The organism is Serratia sp. JUb9, assembly GCF_014298095.1.
In the GTDB taxonomy this organism is placed as follows: domain Bacteria; phylum Pseudomonadota; class Gammaproteobacteria; order Enterobacterales; family Enterobacteriaceae; genus Serratia_B; species Serratia_B rhizosphaerae.
This window is the reverse complement of the sequence record NZ_CP060416.1, coordinates 2,070,655-2,086,649: the sequence shown is the minus strand read 5'-3', so window position 1 is coordinate 2,086,649 and position 15,995 is coordinate 2,070,655. Positions and strand designations below refer to the sequence as shown.

The window sequence follows — 15,995 nt, the reverse complement described above, 5'->3', positions numbered from 1 at the left end:
GATACGGCATAAAAAAGGCCTCCACAGTGGGAGGCCGTTGGTCATCCATGCTGTCGTCAGCAGGCGTTACACGGTTTTAAATTCCGCTTCCGCCTGGTCGAAACGTTTGGTCATGGTGGCTGAAGGCTTGCGGCCCATCAGGCTGACCAGCACGATCGCAATGCTGGCGAACAGGAAGCCAGGGATGATTTCATACAGATCCAGCCAGCCGTACTGTTTCCACACCAGTACCGTGATCGCACCCACCAACATGCCGACCAGCGCGCCGTTGCGCGTCATGCGCGACCAGGTGACGGAGAGCAGCACCACCGGCCCGAAGGCGGCGCCGAAGCCGGCCCAGGCGTAGCTCACCAGCCCTAGCACCCGGTTTTCCGGGTTGGCGGCCAAGGCAATGGCGATCAATGCCACCACCAGCACCATAACGCGGCCGACCCACACCAACTCACGCTGGCTGGCGCCTTTGCGCAGGAAGGCTTTGTAGAAATCTTCGGTAATAGCGCTGGAGCACACCAGCAGCTGGCAGCTCAGGGTGCTCATTACCGCCGCCAGAATTGCCGACATCAGGATACCGGCCACCCACGGGTTGAACAGGATCATCGCCAGTTCGATAAACACCCGCTCGCCGTTTTCCGATACGTTGCCCGCCTGCGCCGGGTTATTGGCGAAGTAGGCGATGCCGAAGAAGCCGACCGCGATGGTGCCCGCCAGGCACAGGATCATCCAGGCCATGCTGATGCGGCGCGCGCTGCGGATGGTGCGGTGAGAGTCCGCCGCCATAAAACGCGCCAGAATGTGCGGCTGACCGAAGTAGCCCAGCCCCCAGCCGAGCAGTGACAGGATCGCCACCAGATTCAGCCCTTTGAGCATATCCAGGTTGGCCGGGTTCTTCGCCTCAATCACCATCATGGAGGTATCAATGCCGCCGACGGCCAGGATCACGAACACCGGCGTCAGGATCAGCGCAAAGATCATCAGGCCGGCCTGCACGGTGTCGGTCCAGCTCACCGCCAGGAACCCGCCGATAAAGGTGTACAGAATGGTCGCCGCCGCGCCGGCCCACAGCGCGGTTTCATAACTCATGCCGAAGGTGCTTTCAAACAGGCGTGCGCCGGCAACGATGCCGGAAGCGCAGTAGATGGTGAAGAATACCAGGATCACCACCGCCGAAATTATCCGCAGCAGTTTGCTGTTGTCTTCAAAGCGGCTGGTGAAGTAGTCCGGCAGCGTCAGCGCGTTGTTGTTGGCTTCGGTATGCACCCGCAGCCGGCCCGCCACCAGTTTCCAGTTCAGATAAGCGCCGATCGCCAGGCCGATGGCGATCCAGCTTTCGGAAATGCCCGACATGAAAATCGCGCCCGGCAACCCCATCAGCAGCCAGCCGCTCATATCGGATGCGCCAGCGGAGAGCGCGGTCACCACGCTGCCCAGGCTACGGCCACCAAGGATGTAATCATCGAAGTTGTTGGTCGCCCGGTAGGCGAGTAAGCCGATCAGCACCATCCCGAAGATATACACCAGGAAGGTCACCAGCATAGGTGTGCTTATTGTCATTCAACTCTCCACTTTCATTTTCCCCTTCATCCTTCGCCGGCAACGCCGTGAATTCTTTCGGGTGTTTTAATTCGCGCTGTAGTGCGGTGTCTGTCGCCTGCCGACGCGTCGGAACGAAACGCCGTCGGCGCAGTGCGTAGTCAATCTCGTTTTTGCCCGGTATTGTCAGACCGCTGGCTATCCTAGATGACCTTTTTGCCATTCAACAACACTTTTAACAACAAAGTTACACAAAGTTCACCCTGCGTCACATTTAACCAGGTTATCGGTTGCACTCCCCCTACGCACCCGTAGTTGCACCCCGGCAGAATAAACCATAAAAATTCAGGGGTGACCGGTTATACTGCATATTCCCCGGCAGACACTGAATAACGAGCAAAAACCATGCCGTTTCCTGCGGCCAAAAAATCGAGTTAACTCACACTTCGTTAATCAGCCTGATTTAACAAGGTTGCACAAAGTTGCAACATGCAGGATATTGTCTGCCTTCAGACATACACAACATATTTCACGAGCCTATCCCCGCAGGCTAAAAGCGGCCCGGAATTTGTATAGCCTGCCGGGATAGGTTCTAAACACACAGGAGCTGGATGGTATGGGCACGACCACAATGGGCGTCAAGCTTGACGAGGCAACGCGCGATCGCATTAAAAACGCTGCACAACGCATCGATCGCACGCCGCACTGGTTAATCAAGCAAGCCATTTTTAATTATCTCGAACGTCTTGAGAGCGGTTCCGATATCCCTGAAATTCCTGCAGTTAATGCCGCCAGCAGTGGCGACGCGGACGACATTATGCCGCAACCGCAGGAAGAGTCCCACCAGCCGTTCCTGGAATTTGCCGAACACATCCTGCCGCAGTCGGTCACGCGCGCCGCCATTACCGCCGCTTACCGCCGCCCGGAGCAGGAAGCGGTGCCGATGTTGCTCGAACAGGCGCGATTACCGGCCGATCTTGCACAGGCCACCCACAAGATGGCCTACGGTATCGCCGAGAAGCTGCGGAACCAAAAGAGTGCACACGGACGCGCCGGCATGGTGCAAGGCCTGCTGCAGGAGTTCTCGCTTTCGTCACAGGAAGGCGTGGCGTTGATGTGTCTGGCGGAAGCGCTGCTGCGCATTCCGGACAAACCGACCCGCGACGCGCTGATCCGCGACAAAATCAGCACCGGCAACTGGCACTCCCACCTGGGACGCAGCCCGTCGCTGTTCGTCAACGCCGCCACCTGGGGGCTGCTGTTCACCGGCAAACTGGTGTCCACCCATAACGAAGCCAACCTGTCGCGCTCGCTGAACCGCATTATCGGCAAGAGCGGCGAGCCGCTGATCCGCAAAGGCGTCGATATGGCGATGCGCCTGATGGGTGAGCAGTTCGTCACCGGTGAAACTATCGCCGAAGCGCTGGCCAACGCGCGCAAGCTGGAAGACAAAGGCTTCCGTTATTCTTACGACATGCTGGGCGAAGCCGCGCTGACCGAGGCTGACGCACAGGCCTATATGGTCTCCTACCAGCAGGCGATCCACGCCATCGGCAAAGCCTCCAACGGCCGCGGCATTTATGAAGGCCCGGGGATCTCGATCAAGCTGTCCGCCCTGCACCCGCGCTACAGCCGCGCGCAGTACGAGCGGGTAATGGAGGAGCTGTATCCGCAGCTGCTGTCGCTGACCCTGCTGGCGCGTCAGTACGATATCGGCATCAATATCGACGCCGAAGAGGCCGACCGTCTGGAGATCTCGCTCGATCTGCTGGAAAAACTCTGCTTCGAACCGCAATTGGCCGGCTGGAACGGCATCGGCTTCGTTATTCAGGCCTATCAGAAGCGCTGCCCGTTTGCCATTGACGCGGTGATCGACATCGCGCAGCGCAGCCGTCGCCGCCTGATGATCCGTCTGGTGAAAGGCGCCTACTGGGACAGCGAAATCAAACGCGCCCAGATGGACGGCCTGGAAGGCTACCCGGTCTACACCCGCAAGATCTACACCGACGTCTCCTACCTGGCCTGCGCACGCAAGCTGCTGTCGGTGCCGAACCTGATTTACCCGCAGTTCGCCACCCATAACGCCCACACGCTGAGCGCGATTTATCATATGGCGGGCAACAACTACTATCCGGGGCAGTACGAGTTCCAGTGCCTGCACGGGATGGGCGAGCCGCTCTACGAGCAGGTGGTGGGCAAAATCGCCGACGGTAAACTGAACCGTCCGTGCCGCATCTACGCACCGGTCGGCACCCATGAAACGCTGCTGGCCTATCTGGTGCGTCGTCTGCTGGAAAACGGCGCCAACACCTCGTTCGTCAACCGTATTGCCGACACCACGCTGTCCCTCGACGAGCTGGTGGCCGACCCGGTGCTGGCGGTGGAAGCGCTGGCCGCCAGCGAAGGTCAGATTGGCCTGCCGCATCCTAAAATTCCGTTGCCGCGCGATCTGTACGGCGAAAAACGCGTTAACTCCAGCGGTCTGGACCTGTCGAACGAACAGCGTCTGGCTTCCCTGTCCAGCGCCCTGCTCACCAGCGCCGCGCAAGAGTGGCGCGCCGATCCGATTATCGACGCCGACGCCGATCAGGGCGTGGAACAACCGGTGATTAACCCGGCCGAACCGAGCGATATCGTCGGTTACGTGCGTGAAGCCACCGAAGGCGAAGTCAGCCGCGCGCTGGACGCCGCCGCCGCCGCCGGCCCTATCTGGTTCGCCACCCCGCCGGAAGAGCGCGCCGCGGTGCTGGAACGCGCCGCCGAGCTGATGGACAGCCAGCTGCAGAATCTGATTGGCATTCTGGTACGCGAAGCGGGCAAAACCTTTAACAACGCCATCGCCGAAGTGCGTGAAGCGGTCGACTTCCTGCATTACTACGCCGGCCAGGTGCGCGACGATTTTGCCAACGACAGCCACCGTCCGCTGGGGCCGGTGGTCTGTATCAGCCCGTGGAACTTCCCGCTGGCGATCTTCACCGGGCAAATCGCCGCGGCGCTGGCCGCCGGCAATAGCGTGCTGGCCAAACCGGCGGAACAGACGCCGCTGGTGGCGGCGCAGGCGGTGCGCATTCTGCTGGAGGCCGGCATTCCGCACGGCGTGCTGCAATTGCTGCCGGGCCTGGGGGAAACCGTCGGCGCGCAGCTGGTTAATGACGAGCGCGTGCGCGGCGTGATGTTCACCGGCTCCACCGCGGTGGCCGGCATTCTGCAGCGCAGCATCGCCGGACGTCTGGATCCGCAGGGGCGGCCGACGCCGCTGATCGCCGAAACCGGCGGCCTGAACGCGATGATCGTCGACTCCTCCGCCCTGACCGAGCAGGTGGTCACCGACGTGGTGGCTTCCGCGTTCGACAGCGCCGGCCAGCGCTGCTCCGCGCTGCGCGTGCTGTGCATTCAGGAAGACGTGGCGGAACACACGCTGCAGATGCTGCGCGGCGCGATGGCGGAGTGCCGCATGGGCAACCCGGAACGTCTGTCCACCGATATCGGCCCGGTGATCGACGCCGAAGCCAAAACCGGCATCGACCGCCACATTCAGACCATGCGTTCCAAAGGCCGCAACGTGTATCAGGCGGCGCAGAACAACGCGCAGGATGAGAAAGAGTGGCCGCGCGGCACCTTCGTCAAGCCGACGCTGATCGAGCTGGAGAGCTTCGACGAGCTGCAAAAAGAGATCTTCGGCCCGGTGCTGCACGTGGTGCGCTACCGTCGCGCCAACCTGGAAGCGCTGGTCGATCAGATCAACGCCGCCGGTTACGGCCTGACGCTGGGCATTCACACCCGTATTGATGAAACCATCTCACGGGTGACCGAGCGCGCCAAGGTGGGCAACCTGTACGTTAACCGCAATATGGTCGGCGCGGTGGTCGGCGTTCAGCCGTTCGGCGGCGAAGGCCTGTCCGGCACCGGTCCGAAAGCCGGCGGCCCGCTGTACCTCTATCGCCTGCTGGCTAACCGTCCGGAAGACGCGGTGCAACGCACGCTGGACCGTCAGGATGCCGAGCGCCCGATGGAAGCCAGCGCACGTCCGGCCCTGCTGGCGCCGCATCAGGCGCTGGAGAAATGGGCGGTGGCGGAGAACCTGCGCGATCTGGCGCAGCTGGCGCAGCGCTATGCCGAGCTAGGCCAGGGCGGTACCGTACGTCCGCTGCCTGGCCCGACCGGCGAACGCAACACCTATGCCCTGCTGCCGCGCGAGCGCGTGCTGTGTCTGGCGGATAACGACGCCGACGCGCTGACGCAGCTGGCTGCCGTATTGGCGGTCGGCAGCCAGGCGCTGTGGCCGGAAGCGGAGCTGCAGCGCACGCTGTACCGCCGCCTGCCAAACGAGGTGCAGGCGCGCATCGCCTTCACTAAAGACTGGCAGAGCGATAAGGTGGAGTTCGACGCCGCCATGCATCACGGCGACGCCGATCAGCTGCGTATCCTGTGCGAGCAGATCGCCCAGCGCAGCGGCGCCATCGTCTCCGTGCAGGGCTTCGCCTACGGCGAAACCAATATCCTGCTGGAGCGCCTGCTGATTGAACGCTCGCTGAGCGTCAACACCGCCGCCGCCGGCGGTAACGCCAGCCTGATGACTATCGGCTGATTAGTTACCACTCGGTAAGACAAGCCCCGCCTTTGGCGGGGTTTGTCTTGATGGTAGTATCGTTTGACGCCCGGGATACCCAAACCTCAGGTAACGCGTTATGACGCTCTCTTAATTCAAGCTTAGGCATTAGGATCGACGCCCGCGAGTTTGGCAATCGCCAACATGACGCCGCCAACCGCAATCGTGTTCATCCAGATAAAATGCATCCAGTAGTATACTGTGATCCATCCCGTCAGTTCGCGAGGCAGGGACTGCATAAAGGCATAAGCATCTGCGGGTGCAAAGGTATCTTTCCCGATTTTTATTTTTTTATCTTTTAGCAACTGATAAAAAAACACGGTCGGGAAATAGCTGCCAAAGTAGCCAAAATATACCGCAAGTTGATTAAAATCGTTCATATATAAACCCTCCCTTTCGTATACAGCAACGAGGCGTTCATACTTTTTGCGGTTTATCCCGAAAAAAATCATGGTAAGGAAACCGACAAAGCAAGCTAGGAAAAATATTATTGCTCCGACATATCCCAACATCAAAAACATTAGCCACCCACTATTTTATAGATAAAATCACCGCCAAATTCGCCAATCGCGCTACCCACGGCTCCACCAGCCAGACTTCCACCAGAAGCTCCGACTATCGCACAGGCCAGACCCGCGCCGCCAGCCATGGGGGCACTGATCACTCCCAGCGCGACACAGACACCACCGCCGGCCAACGCCCCCCAGGTGCCACCAAAGGCTCCTAAAAAAGCACCGCCGATGAATGAGCTATACCCTTTTAACGCGACACGACCACATTCGTTTTCACGGTCGACCGTACAGGAATTATAGATATCATTGGTGGTACTGGTCGCAGCAACGCCCAACCCCACCCAGCCGGCGTTGCGCATAAACCTGATGGCTCTGCTGGTGCCGTCCAGGTAGGTCGAATAGCCATGAATCGCGCCAACGCCCACCGTCGCCCATTCATGCACGATGGAGCGGCTTGATAAATTTAAGGCCCTTTTCATGCTTTCATACGGATGCAAATTCAGGATTTTGCGCGGCAGACGATTAAAAATAGGCTTATCCAACATCGTCTTCAGTTCGTTGAACAAGTGGTTACGCTCGACAAAAAACTGCTGGCTAATCAATGTTCCTTGCGTACGAAACTGGTTCTGGTAGGTGCTCTCAATCTTCTTGAGAATCTCCTCAATACGACTGAAATAACGCTTTCCGGCATCGCTGGCCGTTCCCAACCCCATGCTGCTGCCATTGAGGACGGTTGCGATAGTCTCATAATGACGATGAAGAAAGTTTGCCTGTTCCGCATCCACCTGCGACATCGCCTGATTAACCTGATTTTTCGCCTGGCGTAACTGCTGTAGGGCTGGCCCTTGTCGGGCGTTGTTCGGGTCGGCAACGATCAGGATATGTCCGGGTTTCACCCAGGGCGTATCGGCATTAAGCTGCATAAAATAACGGGCGGCTTCGCTGCGTGGGTTTCTGAACAGAATATTGCCTTGTGAAGAGAGCGTACCCGGCGTTTCAACGACGCAATAACCGGGCTCAATACGTTGACGGGGAGGAAAGGCCATTAATAAGACTCCTTGTCATAATGACGCCATAGGGGGTATGTGAGTGACGTACCTTAAACGATCTCTGTCCAAGGTTCCAACGATTACAATGGGCATATATCACAGAATACAAAGCACAGAAAACACCAAGGAAAACAGCTGCGTGTTACGGTTTCAGCTACTGACAGCCCCCGTAATCAAGGAGAGTATGGCGGTAGAACGAATACCTGTGCGGGAGCGAGTTCTAACCATCAGGCGGCTTTATTTTCAGCCCCGCCCTTATTGGTATGGAACATGGTCAGTATTCACAGCGAGGTGGTCAGATAGCGGAAGATCAGCATACTGCCCGACGCCAGCAGGATCACATTAATCAGCTTCAGGAACTGTTCGCGCGACATGTTCAGCGTGAAATAGCGGCCAAGCGTAATGCCGAGCAGCATGCCCGGCGCCAGGGCTAACGCCAGCAGCAGCAGATCGGCATCAAAATAGACCCCGGCCAGTGCAAAGATCGCCACGCGGGTCAGCGTGCTCAGGCCGATCAGCGTGGTTTGCGTAATGCGCATCGCCTCTTTGCTTTCAATCCGTCCGCTGAGGTAAATCGCGTAAATAAAGCCGCCGCTGCCGAACAGCGCGCTGAACACCCCGCCGAGCAGGCCAAACGGAACGGAAGCTCTGGCAGAGAAACGGCGATCCGGCTTCAGCCCGCTTAATGCGTAGGCGGCATACAGCACCACGAAAATCCCCAACGCCAGCAGCAGAATGTCAGGCCGGGTTCTCAGCAGAATGAGCGCGCCGATCAGGCTGCCGGCGATCATCAGCGGCACCAGCCGTTTTAATTCCGGCCATTGTGCATTGCGCCCGTCGCGGCTCACATTGACCATCGCCGCGCACATATCCAACAGCGCCAGCAACGGCACGATTTTCGCTACCGGGATATACAGCGCCATCACCGGGCTGGCGATCAGCGCAGTGCCGAAGCCGGCAATGCCGAAGATGACATAAGCCACCAGTAGTGCACCGGCCAATACCAGATAGTGGGAAAGCTGCAGTGCGTCTTGCATGTCAGTATCCGCCTAATTGTATGATCGTGGCCGGCGCTATACCGCGGGCAGGTAGTGTTTCAGCTGGCTCAGGCGGCTGCGGGTGCGCTGGATATCATCCAGTTCGACGCCGTCGGTCATCACCGCCAGCGGATAGTCGCTGATCACATACAGCCGGCAATTCTGGTCGTAGAGCACGTCAATCACGTTGATAAAACGCTGCTGCGCCGCCGGAGACTGGGTCGCCAGCGCCGGAACATCCTCAATAATCCAGCAGCGGCAGCGCTCGCATAACGCCAGATAGTCCATCACCGCCGTAGGCGCCGCGCACAGCGCGGCAAAGGAAAAGTGCAGAACATCCCCGGCGGGAGAAAGCACCGTCAGGGTACGGTAACCGACCTCAAGGGCATGCGGCAGGCCGTCAGGCTCCGGCAGCCCGCACTCCCGGCGCTGCGCGGCATTGCCGGGACACAGATAGACGCCCCGGCAAAACGGCGTGCTGTCATTCGCGCCCAGCGAACGGTAGTCCTGGCCGCCGGCCAATGCGAAGATCTCCATATGCTGTTTTATCAGGGCGATCGAAGGCACAAACCGTTGGTGATAAAGGGGATTGGCTAACAATTCATCCGGTGGATAGTTGGAAGTCACCACCAGCAGGATTTTCTGGTGAAAAATAAAGTCCAGCAGGGGTTTGATTAACATTGCATCGCCAATATCGTGCAAATGAAATTCATCGAAACACAATAACCGGCAGTCGCCCAACTGAGCGCTTAATACCTCGGCTATCGGCTGCCCTTGGGTATCCTGCGCGGCAAGTCGTTGATGCAACTCGCGGAAAAAATGATGAAAGTGTACGCGGCGTTTATCTTTTATCGGCGCCGCGTCATAAAAAGCGTCAAGAATAAACGTTTTTCCCCGCCCTACTTTTCCCCAAATATAAACGCCGTCGCGGTGAGCGTGACCGTTCTGCGGATTCAGGTTGGCAGCAATCAGCGCGTTTAAGCTGGAAATAACCTGTCGTTGATCGGAATCAAGCGTAAATTTATTCGCCCTGGCTTTGGTTTCCATGATTGCCGGGAAATCAAAAGGCGTCCCAATGCTCGTCATAGCATTGCTCCATGCATAACGGGCGGAATTGTCATCGCAATACCGGCCCTGTCGGTAATGTTATTTTTAGTTAAGTGAAGGATAGAGCCTGCGTCCGCGCTTTGTTCCGCAGAATATATATTGTGTGATTGAATTCACAGCACGAAGCCGGGCGTATCAGCGCCCGGCGCTCTATTTACTGGTTGATAAACTTATCGAGGAACTGACGGGTGCGCTGGTGCTGAGGGTCGGCAAACAGCGCCTTCGCCGGCCCCTGTTCGACAATACGGCCGTTGTCCATAAAGATGGCGCGGTCGGCGACGTCGCGGGCAAAGCTCATCTCGTGGGTGACGATCACCATGGTGCGCTTCTCTTCCGCCAGCGCGCGGATGGTGTTGAGCACCTCGCCCACCAGCTCCGGGTCCAGCGCCGAGGTGGGTTCGTCAAACAGGATCACTTCGGGCTGCATCGCCAACGCGCGGGCGATCGCCACCCGCTGCTGCTGGCCGCCGGACAGCCGCTTCGGATAGGCCTGCTCTTTACCGCTCAGCCCGACCTTCGCCAGCAGTTCGCGGGCGCGCTGCTCAGCCTTGGCGCGCTCCTCACCCTTCACAATCACCGGCCCTTCGATGATGTTCTCCAGCACCGAACGGTGCGGGAACAGATTGAAGTTCTGAAACACAAACCCCACCTGCTGACGCAGCTCGCGCACCTGGCTCTTTTGCTTACCGAGCGAACGCGCGCTGTCGATCTCGATATCACCCACGCGGATGGTGCCGGAATCCGGCACTTCCAGCAGGTTGATGCAGCGCAGCAGCGTAGTCTTCCCCGAGCCGCTCGGCCCGATGATCGCCACCACTTCGCCGGAGTTCACCTCGAGATCGATACCGTGCAGCACCGTATGGCCATTGAACTTTTTCACCACGTCCTTTACTTCGATGGCGCTCATGGGCTTATTCCTTATCCTGACGGTTAACGTGCGATTCCAGACGGTTCTGCAGCGCAGACAGCAGCGTCGCCATCAGCCAGTAGATCAGCGATGCCGCCAGATACATGGTGAACACCTCCAGCGTGCGCGAGGTGATCAGCTGCGCCTGGCGGAACAGCTCCGGCACCTGAATGGTCGCCGCCAGCGAGGTGTCTTTCACCAGCCCGATAAAGCTGTTGCCCAGCGGCGGCAGCGCGGTACGCGCCGCCTGCGGCAGAATCACCCGGCGCAGGGTCTGCCACGGCGACATGCCGATACTGGCGGCGGCTTCCCACTGCCCTTTATCGATCGAGGAGATCGCAGCGCGCAGGGTTTCCGACGTGTAGGCCGCCGTGTTGAGCGACAGGCCGATCAGTGCCGCCGGGAACGGGTCAAACTCAATGCCGAACTGCGGCAGGCCGTAATAAATCATAAACAGCTGGGCAATCAGCGGCGTGCCGCGGAACAGTGACACGTAAATACGCGACAACCACGACAGCGGCCAGAAATGCGAAAGGCGCATCAGCGCCAGCAGAAAACCGAGAATCAGCCCCAGCGCCATGCCGCCGAGGCTCAGTTGCAGCGTAAGTATGGCGCCCTTCAATAAAAACGGCGCTGAATCCAGCGCCAGTTGGATACTCTCTTGCATTATTTCGTTACGTCCGCGCCAAACCATTTGTCAGAGATCTTCGCCAGCGTGCCGTCTTTCTGCATCTCGGCAATCGCCTGGTTAATGGCGTTCAGCAACTCCGGGTTATTTTTGCGCACCGCCACGCCGGACTCCTGACGGGAGAACGCCGGGCCGGCGACCGCCAGCGTGTTACCGGTTTTCTTCACCAGATCCAGCGCCGCCAGACGATCCACCAGAATCGCGTTGATGCGGCCTACGCGCAGATCCTGATATTTGGTCGGATCGTCGTCATAGGTGCGCACGTCAACGCCCTGCACGTTTTCGCGCAGCCATTGCTCGTAGTTGGTGCCGAGGCCAACGCCGACCTTTTTACCCTTCAGGTCTTGCGGCTTGCTGATTTGCCCTTCGTTGCCCTTCTTCACCAGCGCCTGAATACCGGACACGGTGTACGGCGTAGAGAAATCATATTTTTTCTTACGCTCGTCGGAAATAGTGACCTGATTGATCACCACGTCGATACGTTTGGAATCCAGCGACGCCAGCATACCGTCCCATTTGGTCGGGCTCAGTTTGGCTTTAACGCCCAGATGCTGCGCCAGCGCGTTGGCGAAGTCCACTTCGAAGCCGGTCAGCTTGCCGTCTTCCCCCTGGAAACTGAACGGTGGATAGGTGCCTTCCAGGCCCACTTTCAGCGTACCGTTGTGTTTTACCTGATCCAGCAGATTGTCTGCCGCGAAGGTGTTTGCACTCAGGCCGGTGGTCAGCGCCACCGCCATCATCCCCAGAACCAGCTGGCGTCGAACGTTAGAAAAGAGCATAGCTACCCCGTATAGAATGTTATCTTTTTTGATTTCAGGACTTTAACAGCCTGCATGGCGGTATAAAGGAATATTACCTAATAAATATAGTTCAGAATGGAATATCACTACACCCCCGGCCTACACCTGCGGGTGATAAGCGAACAGCGCCGGCGCACCGCCGGTATGCACAAACAGGATCGGGCCGTCATCGCGGAAGCGCCCTTGGGCAATACCGTCGATCAGTCCGGCCATCGCCTTGCCGGTATACACCGGGTCGAGCAATAGGCCTTCCTGCTGCGCCAGCAGTTGCACCGCCGCCATCCCTTCGTCATTCGGCATACCGTACTGCGGCGCGAAATAGTCATCCCACAGCGTAATCGGCGCCAGCGCCTGTTCCAGCCCCAGCGAACGGGCCAGCGCCTGCTGAATCTGTTCGACTTTCGGCAGCTGTTCTCCGGCGCGGCGTGAAACGGTGACGCCAATCAGTTCGCTCTCCGGCAGCAGTTGCTGCAGCCCGACTGCCAGACCGGCGTGGGTGCCGGCGCTGCCGGAGGCCACCACCACGGAGCTGAAGGCAACGTCCTTGCCCTGGCTGGCGATTTCCAGCGCGCACTGCACATAGCCCAGCGCGCCAAGCGCGTTGGAGCCACCCACCGGCACCACGTAAGGCCGGACCCCCTGCGCTTCCAGGCGCGTCGCCAGCGCCTCCAACTGCTGCTGCGGCGCGTGCAGTTCATCGCACATCACAACTTCCACGTTGAACAGATCCAGCAGCAGGCGGTTGCCGTTGGTCAGGTAGTTTTCAGCTTGAGTATTGATGGGATTTTCCAGCAACGCCACGCAGTGCAGGCCAAGTTTGGCGGCGACGGCGGCGGTCTGGCGGACGTGGTTGGACTGGATGGCGCCGGCGGTCACCAGCGTGTCGGCTCCCTGCTCGAGTGCATCGGCGGCCAAAAACTCCAGTTTTCTCAGTTTGTTGCCGCCCAACGCCATCGGCGTGACGTCGTCACGTTTAACGTATATTTCACGGCCAAGGTAGTCAGAAAGGCGGGACAGTTTCTCCAGCGGCGTGGCGGAGCCAACCAAATCGAGGCGCGGGAATTGCGCCAGTTGCTGTTGCAGATTCACAGCTTACTCCCAGTAAAGCGGTATTAACGTCTGACAGCTAGGTGTAACAGAAGTGACGTCAATAATCACTTATTATCGATCGCGGGAGCGCCGACGGCCGCCCCGGGGCGACCGTCACAGGCTTAGTAACTCTTCTGCCAGGCGAGGTACTGGTCGTATTTGCGCAGGGCAATGCGATAGTTGTTATGTCCGGCGCTGGGCAGGTCGTCAATCAGGTGATGGCAGCAGCCGTTGCTGAGTTTCTCCGCCGGATAATTGCGCGCGCACAGCATTTCGTCCAGCCGCCGCAGGCGCACCACATATTCACGCACGGTGCTGTGGCTCATTTCGGTCTGTTCGAACAGATATTGTTTGAACGCCATAATGTCGAAGTAGCTCGGGTGGCTGTTGCAGGAGATTTCGCTGCAGAAACGGCATAGTGCGGTCAGCTCCTGCTGCACGCTCTGCCACACCTGTTCATCGATCGGCTGGTCCATGCGGGCGATGGCTTCTTTGTTGATGATTTTACCGCGAAACACCAGCGCCATGCGGTCCAGCTGTTTACCGCACTGACCGCAGTGGGTCTGAGTGTGTTTGTAATCTTTTACATAACGGCTCAGCGGCCGCTTTTTCAATACTGTTCCAGACATTAATGAGGGCTCCTGTTATCGCCGATCAATCATTAGCCAAACGGGCGCGCAAGCGTTTGATCGCCTGGCTGTGTAATTGACTGACGCGTGATTCGCCAACGTCCAGCACCGCGCCAATCTCCTTCAGGTTCAACTCCTCCTGGTAATACAGCGTCAGCACCATTTTCTCGCGCTCCGGCAGAGCCTCGATGGCGCCAATCACCCGCTGACGCAGGCTCCCCTCCAGCAGCTGCTGCAGCGGATTGGCCTCCTCATGCCCGTCCAGCATCAGTTCGGCGCTTTCGCCCTGCTCCTCCCGCCACTCGTCGTAAGAGAACAGCTGGCTGTTATTGGTATCCAGCAGGATCTGACGATAATCGCTGAGCGAGATATCCAACGCCTGCGCCACTTCCTGTTCGGCGGGCGGGCGCCCCAGTTGCTGCTCCAGCTGCTGCATCGCCTGCGCCACCTCGCGCGCGTGACGCCGCACGCTGCGCGGCACCCAGTCGCGGCTGCGCAGTTCATCGAGCATCGCGCCGCGAATGCGCTGCACCGCATAGGTGGTGAAAGCCGTTCCCTGCAGGGCGTCGTAACGTTCGACGGCGTTCAACAGCCCGATACCGCCGGCCTGCAGCAGATCGTCAAGCTCCACGCTGGCCGGCAGCCTGACCTGCAGACGCAGCGCCTCATGGCGCACCAGCGGAACGTAGCGCAGCCAGAGAGAGTTTTTGTCCATCACGCCTTCGGCGGTATACAGATCGCTCACTATGTCTAAAACCTGCGGGTAAAGGAGTCAGCGCTATTATCCGCAGCGGCGGTAATGACAATCGACGGAACAGCCGCAGAAAACGGGCCTTATTTGCCCCATGCGGCAACGCACCGGTACGCAAGGATAAAAAAACCCCGCCGAGGCAGGCGGGGTGGTAAGCGACGGTTAATCGGAGAGAGGTGATTAACGCAGCAGAGACAGCACGTTCTGAGTTGACTGGTTAGCCTGCGCCAGTACGGACGTCCCCGCCTGCTGCAGGATGTTGGCGCGGCTCATGTTGGACACTTCGGTCGCGTAATCGGCATCCTGAATACGGGACTGGGAAGCAGACAGGTTGTTGACGGTGCTGTTCAGGTTGTTGATGACAGAATCGAAACGGTTCTGTACCGCACCCAGGGAAGAACGCAGCTTATCAACCTGAGACAGGGCTTTATCCAGGGTATCCAGCGGCGTTTTCATGGTGACGGCGGTACCGCCTTCGGTGACTTTACCGTCTTTATCCACGGTCGCTGACGCGTAAGTTTTCTCGCCGGTGGTCGCATCGGTGGTTTCAACGAACATGCTGTCTTTACCGTCCGCATCTTTACCGGTGATCAGCGTTTTACCTGCCGCCAGGCCGCTCTTCGCCGTATCCGGGTCATAGCTGACATCTTCACCGGTAGACGCCTTGATGGTCGTGCCCTTGGCGACTTCGCTGCCTGCGGTCGGGCCTTTGACGGTCACGTCGAAGCCTTCCAGACCCAGCTGCTTGGCGTCGATTTTTTGCAGATCGATATTGATGGTTTCGCCGTCGTTCGCACCAACCTGAATGGTCAGAGACTGATCTTTACTCAGCACTTTCACGCCGTTGAAGTCAGTTTGTTCAGAGATGCGGTTAACTTCTGACAGACGCTGGGTGATTTCGTCCTGGATGGATTTCAGATCGCTGTCAGAGTTAGAGCCGTTCTGCGCCTGTACGGTCAGACGACGGATGTTCTGCAGGTTGTCGTTCACTTCGTTCAGCGCGCCTTCGGTGGTCTGCGCCAGGGAGATACCGTCGTTGGCGTTGCGGGACGCCTGAGTCAGGCCTTTGATGTTGGCGCTGAAGCGGTTGGAGATCGCCTGGCCGGCCGCATCGTCCTTCGCGCTGTTGATGCGCAGACCGGAAGACAGACGCTCGATCGCGGTACCCAGAGAAGACTGAGATTTGTTCAGGTTGTTTTGCGCCATCAGCGACAGGCTGTTGGTGTTAATTACTTGTGCCATAGTGTGAGTTTCCTTACGAATCAGTATGAATGCACGGGGTCATTC

13 protein-coding genes are annotated in these 15,995 nt (G+C 58.6%); 1 reads left to right on the top strand and 12 read right to left on the bottom strand.

What is annotated here, in order from left to right; genetic code table 11:
• Positions 1-66: 66 nt before the first annotated feature.
• A complete protein-coding gene (putP, locus tag HF675_RS09875; RefSeq protein ID WP_105231548.1) occupies positions 67-1,551 on the bottom strand; it encodes a sodium/proline symporter PutP in 1,485 nt (494 codons plus the stop codon).
• 595 nt (positions 1,552-2,146) lie between these two features.
• Between putP and putA the strand changes: the two genes are divergently transcribed.
• Positions 2,147-6,118, top strand: a complete 3,972-nt coding sequence (putA, locus tag HF675_RS09870; RefSeq protein WP_105231549.1) for a trifunctional transcriptional regulator/proline dehydrogenase/L-glutamate gamma-semialdehyde dehydrogenase — start codon at positions 2,147-2,149, stop codon at positions 6,116-6,118.
• A 122-nt stretch (positions 6,119-6,240) separates the two neighbouring features.
• Here putA and HF675_RS09865 read toward each other — a convergent pair whose 3' ends face one another.
• The 11 genes from HF675_RS09865 to HF675_RS09815 all read right to left on the bottom strand — a co-directional run bounded on the left by HF675_RS09865 (position 6,241) and on the right by HF675_RS09815 (position 15,950).
• Positions 6,241-6,519, bottom strand: coding sequence for a hypothetical protein (locus tag HF675_RS09865; RefSeq protein ID WP_232251560.1), 279 nt, complete (start codon positions 6,517-6,519; stop codon positions 6,241-6,243).
• A 140-nt stretch (positions 6,520-6,659) separates the two neighbouring features.
• On the bottom strand, positions 6,660-7,697 hold the full coding sequence (locus HF675_RS09860) for a hypothetical protein (protein WP_187044520.1): 1,038 nt from the start codon (positions 7,695-7,697) through the stop codon (positions 6,660-6,662).
• Between the two features lie 284 nt (positions 7,698-7,981).
• Entirely contained in the window at positions 7,982-8,737 is a 756-nt protein-coding gene (locus HF675_RS09855) for a sulfite exporter TauE/SafE family protein (protein WP_187044519.1), read from the bottom strand.
• Positions 8,738-8,773: 36 nt separating this feature from the next.
• Positions 8,774-9,823, bottom strand: coding sequence for a cell division protein ZapE (gene zapE / locus HF675_RS09850; RefSeq protein ID WP_187044518.1), 1,050 nt, complete (start codon positions 9,821-9,823; stop codon positions 8,774-8,776).
• Between the two features lie 175 nt (positions 9,824-9,998).
• Entirely contained in the window at positions 9,999-10,751 is a 753-nt protein-coding gene (gene tcyN / locus HF675_RS09845) for an L-cystine ABC transporter ATP-binding protein TcyN (RefSeq protein WP_015672792.1), read from the bottom strand.
• Positions 10,752-10,755: 4 nt separating this feature from the next.
• Positions 10,756-11,418: a cystine ABC transporter permease gene (tcyL, locus tag HF675_RS09840; protein WP_054306766.1), complete on the bottom strand. Its 663-nt coding sequence runs from the start codon at positions 11,416-11,418 to the stop codon at positions 10,756-10,758.
• Entirely contained in the window at positions 11,418-12,218 is an 801-nt protein-coding gene (tcyJ, locus tag HF675_RS09835) for a cystine ABC transporter substrate-binding protein (protein ID WP_105231555.1), read from the bottom strand. Before tcyJ ends, tcyL begins: the two co-directional genes overlap by 1 nt.
• A gap of 120 nt (positions 12,219-12,338) precedes the next feature.
• Positions 12,339-13,328, bottom strand: a complete 990-nt coding sequence (locus HF675_RS09830) for a D-cysteine desulfhydrase (protein WP_187044517.1) — start codon at positions 13,326-13,328, stop codon at positions 12,339-12,341.
• 122 nt (positions 13,329-13,450) lie between these two features.
• Positions 13,451-13,957 carry a flagella biosynthesis regulatory protein FliZ gene (gene fliZ / locus HF675_RS09825; RefSeq protein ID WP_105231557.1) on the bottom strand — a complete coding sequence of 169 codons (507 nt, stop codon included), beginning with the start codon at positions 13,955-13,957 and terminating at the stop codon, positions 13,451-13,453.
• 25 nt (positions 13,958-13,982) lie between these two features.
• The gene (locus tag HF675_RS09820; RefSeq protein WP_111736899.1) at positions 13,983-14,702 is read right to left on the bottom strand and encodes an RNA polymerase sigma factor FliA; all 720 of its coding nucleotides are present in this window, start codon (positions 14,700-14,702) and stop codon (positions 13,983-13,985) included.
• A gap of 186 nt (positions 14,703-14,888) precedes the next feature.
• Positions 14,889-15,950, bottom strand: coding sequence for a FliC/FljB family flagellin (locus tag HF675_RS09815; RefSeq protein ID WP_105231559.1), 1,062 nt, complete (start codon positions 15,948-15,950; stop codon positions 14,889-14,891).
• Between the last annotated feature and the right edge of the window lie 45 nt (positions 15,951-15,995).